The sequence below is a fragment of the Streptomyces sp. NPDC001480 genome (genome assembly GCF_042894725.1).
Lineage (GTDB): Bacteria > Actinomycetota > Actinomycetes > Streptomycetales > Streptomycetaceae > Streptomyces.
The window spans coordinates 1-3,941 of the sequence record NZ_JBIAVX010000060.1; the positions used below are offsets into that span (position 1 = coordinate 1).

Annotated in this window: 1 protein-coding gene; it reads left to right on the plus strand. The window is 75.0% G+C overall.

The window, feature by feature from the left end:
• A partial coding sequence (locus ACFY01_RS46670) for a condensation domain-containing protein (protein WP_390741871.1) occupies positions 1 to 3,941 on the plus strand: 3,941 nt, incomplete at both ends.

Sequence of the window (3,941 nt, forward strand, 5' to 3'; positions counted from 1 at the left end):
AACACGCGGCTGTATGTGCTCGGTGATGAGCTCCAGCCGGTTCCGGTGGGTGTTCCGGGTGAGCTGTACGTCGGCGGCGCCGGCGTCGGCCGGGGATACCTGCACGACCCCGTCCGCACCGGCACCACCTTCGTCGCCGACCCCTTCGGTCCCGCCGGATCGCGGATGTACCGCACGGGTGACCGGGTGGTGCAGCGGGCCGACGGACAGCTGGAGTTCATCGAGCGGCGCGACCACCAGGTCAAGATCCGCGGTAGACGCGTCGAGACCGGGGAGATCGAGGCGGTCGTCCGGTCGCTGGAGACCGTGACGGACGCTGCCGTCGCCGTGCTGCCCGACGCCTCCGGCAACCCGCGACTGGTCGGCTATCTCACCGGGCCCGGTGTGGACCCGGACCAGGTGCGGGCCGAGCTCGCCCAACTGCTGCCCGCCTACATGATCCCGTCGGCCTGGCTGGTCCTCGCGGAGCTGCCGCTCACCGCGAACGGCAAGCTCGACCGCAAGGCACTGCCCCGGCCCGCGGTGGCCGCCCAGGAGACGGCGAGCGGACCGCGCAGCGAGCGGGAGCGGATCCTGTGCACGATCCTCGCGGACGTGCTCGGCGCCGCGGGGGTCGGTGTCGACGAGGACTTCTTCGCGCTCGGCGGCGACAGCATCCGCTCCATCCAGCTCGTCAGCCGCGCCCGCGCCGCCGGCCTCGCCCTGACCACCAGGGACGTCTTCACCCACCGCACCGCCGCCGCCCTCGCCCGGGCCGCCGTCGACCTCGATCCGCGGACCGTGTCCGGATCCGGCGGGGAGGACGGGGTCGGCCCGTACGAACTCACGCCGATCATGGCCCAGTTGCACGCCGACACCCGTACGCTGACCGGGCCCGTGGTCAAGTACAGCCAGCACGTCGTGGTCCGCGTACCCGCCGGGCTCGACCCCGGTCTGCTCGACGCGGCCCTGCGCACCGTGGTCGACCACCACGACGCCCTGCGCACCCGGGCGACCGAGCCGTCCCCGAACCTGTGGCGGACGGAGGTCCTGGAGCGCGGTGCGCCGGCCGGCATCCAGCTGGTGACGGTCGTGGAGGCGCCCGAAGCCCAGGAGCAGGCCCTCGCCTTCGCGGAACGGCAGGCGGCCGCCGCCCGGGCCCGGCTCGACCCGGCCGCCGCCGTCATGCTCCAGGCCGTACTGGTCCGCACCGGTGGCCAGGGTCCCGACCTGCTGGTGCTGTGCGGCCACCACCTCGTCGTCGACGGCGTCTCCTGGCGCATCCTGCTGCCCGACCTGGCCACCGCCTGCGAGGCGCTCGCCGCCGGGCGCCGGCCGGTCCTCGACCCGGTCGGCACCTCCTACCGGGCCTGGTCCGAGCTGCTGGCCCAGGAGGCCCGCACTCAGGTGCGCGGCGCCGAACTCGCGGTGTGGCAACGGATCCTGGACGGCCCCGACCCGCTGGTCGGCACCCGCCGCCTCGACCCCGCCCAGGACGTGTACGGCGCCCGCCGCACACTCCGCCTCGAACTCGGCCCCGAGACCACCGCTCCCCTGCTCACCGACGTCCCGGCCGCCTTCCACGCCGAGGTCAACGACGTCCTGCTGACCGCGCTCGCGCTGGCCGTCGCCGACTGGCGCCACCGCCACGGACACACCCAGTACGCGCAGACCCTGGTCGAGCTGGAGGGCCACGGCCGCGAGCAGCTTCGCGAGGATCTGGACCTCTCGCGCACCGTCGGCTGGTTCACCAGCGCCTTCCCGGTCCGCCTCGACATCGGCGCCGTCGACTGGGACGCCGTGTGGTCGGGCGGGCCCGCCCTGGCCGCCGTACTGAAGCGGATCAAGGAGCAGCTGCGCGCGCTGCCCGACAAGGGCGTGGGCTACGGCCTGCTGCGCCACCTGAACCCGCACGCCGCCCGCGTCCTGGCCGGCCGGCCGGCGCCGCAGCTCGGCTTCAACTACATGGGCCGCTTCGACGCCCGCGGCGACGGGCTGTGGGAGCCGGCCGGCGGCGACGGCGTCGTCGGCACCGGCGCCCACCCCGCCATGCCGCTGCCGCACCTCCTGGACGTCACCCCGGCCACCGAGGACCGCCACGACGGACCGCACCTCGTCGCCAACTGGACGTGGTCCGGCAAGGCGGTCGCCGAGGAGGACGCCCGGGACATCGCCGAGACCTGGTTCCGCGCCCTCGGCCTCCTCGCCCGGCACGCGGCCACCCCCGACGCCGGCGGCCGCACCCCGTCCGACCTGCCGCTGGTCCGCCTGGGCCAGCAGGAGATCGAGTCCTACGAGGCCGAACTCATCGCCGCCGGAACGGTGTTGGACGACGTCCTGCCGCTCACCCCGCTCCAGCAGGGCATGCTCTTCCACGCCGACTTCGACCGGGCGTCCGACGCCGTCGACGTCTACACCCTCCAGATCGTCGCCGAGATCGAGGGCGACCTCGACCCGGCCGTCCTGCGTGCCGCCGGGCAGCGGCTCCTCGACCGGCACCCCAACCTGCGCGCCTCGTTCCGGGCCCGGGCGGCCGGCGAGCCCGTTCAGGTGGTCGCCGGGCACGCCGAACTGCCCTGGCGGGAGGCGGACCTGCGCGACCTGCCGGAACCGGAGCGCGCCGCCGAACTGGAGCGGATCACCGAGGCCGACCGCACCCGCCGCTTCGACCTCGCCGCACCGCCCCTGCTGCGCTTCACCCTCGTCACCCACGGCGAGGGGCGGCACCGCTTCGTGTGGACCAGCCACCACATCCTCGTCGACGGCTGGTCCATGCCGCTGCTCGTACGGGAGCTGTTCGCGCTGTGCCGGCCCGAGCGGGAGCGCACTCCGCTGCCCGCCCCCGCCCCGTACCGCTCCTACCTGGCCTGGCTGGCCGCGCAGGACCGGGAGGCGGCCCGCGCGGCCTGGCACGCGGCGCTCGCGGACGTCGAGGAGCCCACGCTGCTCGTCCCCGCCGACCCCGACCGCGTGGCGGTGCTGCCGGACTCCGTGCGCGCCGAGGTCCCCCGCCACCTCACCGCCGGGCTCACCACGTGGGCACGCAAGCGGGGCCTGACCCTCAACACCGTCGTGCAGGGCTGCTGGGCGCTGCTGCTGGGCCGGCTCACCGGACGCCAGGACGTCGTCTTCGGCGCGGTCACCTCCGGCCGGCCCGCCGAGGTCCCGGACGTCGAGTCGATGATCGGCATGTTCCTCACCACCGTCCCGGTGCGTGTCCGGCTGCACCCCGGCGCCGCCCTGTCCGAACTGCTGCGCACGCTCCAGGACCAGCAGACGGCGCTGCTGCCGCACGAGCACCTCGGCCTGGCCGGCATCCACCAGGCCGCCGGCCTCACCGGCGAGATCTTCGACACCGTCGTCCTCTTCGAGAACTTCCCCCTCGACGCCGACGGCCCCGGCGCCGGCTCCGACGGCCCGCGCGTGGTGCGCACCGAGGCCCGCGACGCCCGTCACCACCCGCTGAGCATGGCGGTCTTCCCCGGCGAGACCCTCACCCTGCGCCTGGACTACGCGCCCGACCTGTTCGAGCGGGCCGACGTGGAGCGGATCGCGGTGATGTTCCAGCACCTGCTGCGGACCGTCGCCGAGCACCCCGACCTGCCTCTCGCCCACGTCGACGTGACCGCCCCGGCCCTGCCCGGGCGCCCCGGCGAGCCCGGCGAACTCGGTGGGCTGCTCGGTTCCTGGGACCCTGCCCTGCCCGAGGAGAGCCTCGGTGTCGTCGAACGCGTCAGGGCCGTCGCCGCCCGCACCCCCGACGCCGTAGCCGTCACCGACGGCTCCCGCTCCCTCACCTACCAGGAGCTGGTCGACGCGGCCGGCGGCCTCTCCGCCAGGCTCACGGCGGCCGGGGTGGGCACCGGTTCCGTGGTGGCGATGCTGGCCGATCCCGGGGTGTCGTTCGTCGCGGGTGTGCTGGGTGTGCTGGGTGCGGGTGGCGCGTACCTTCCGCTGGATCC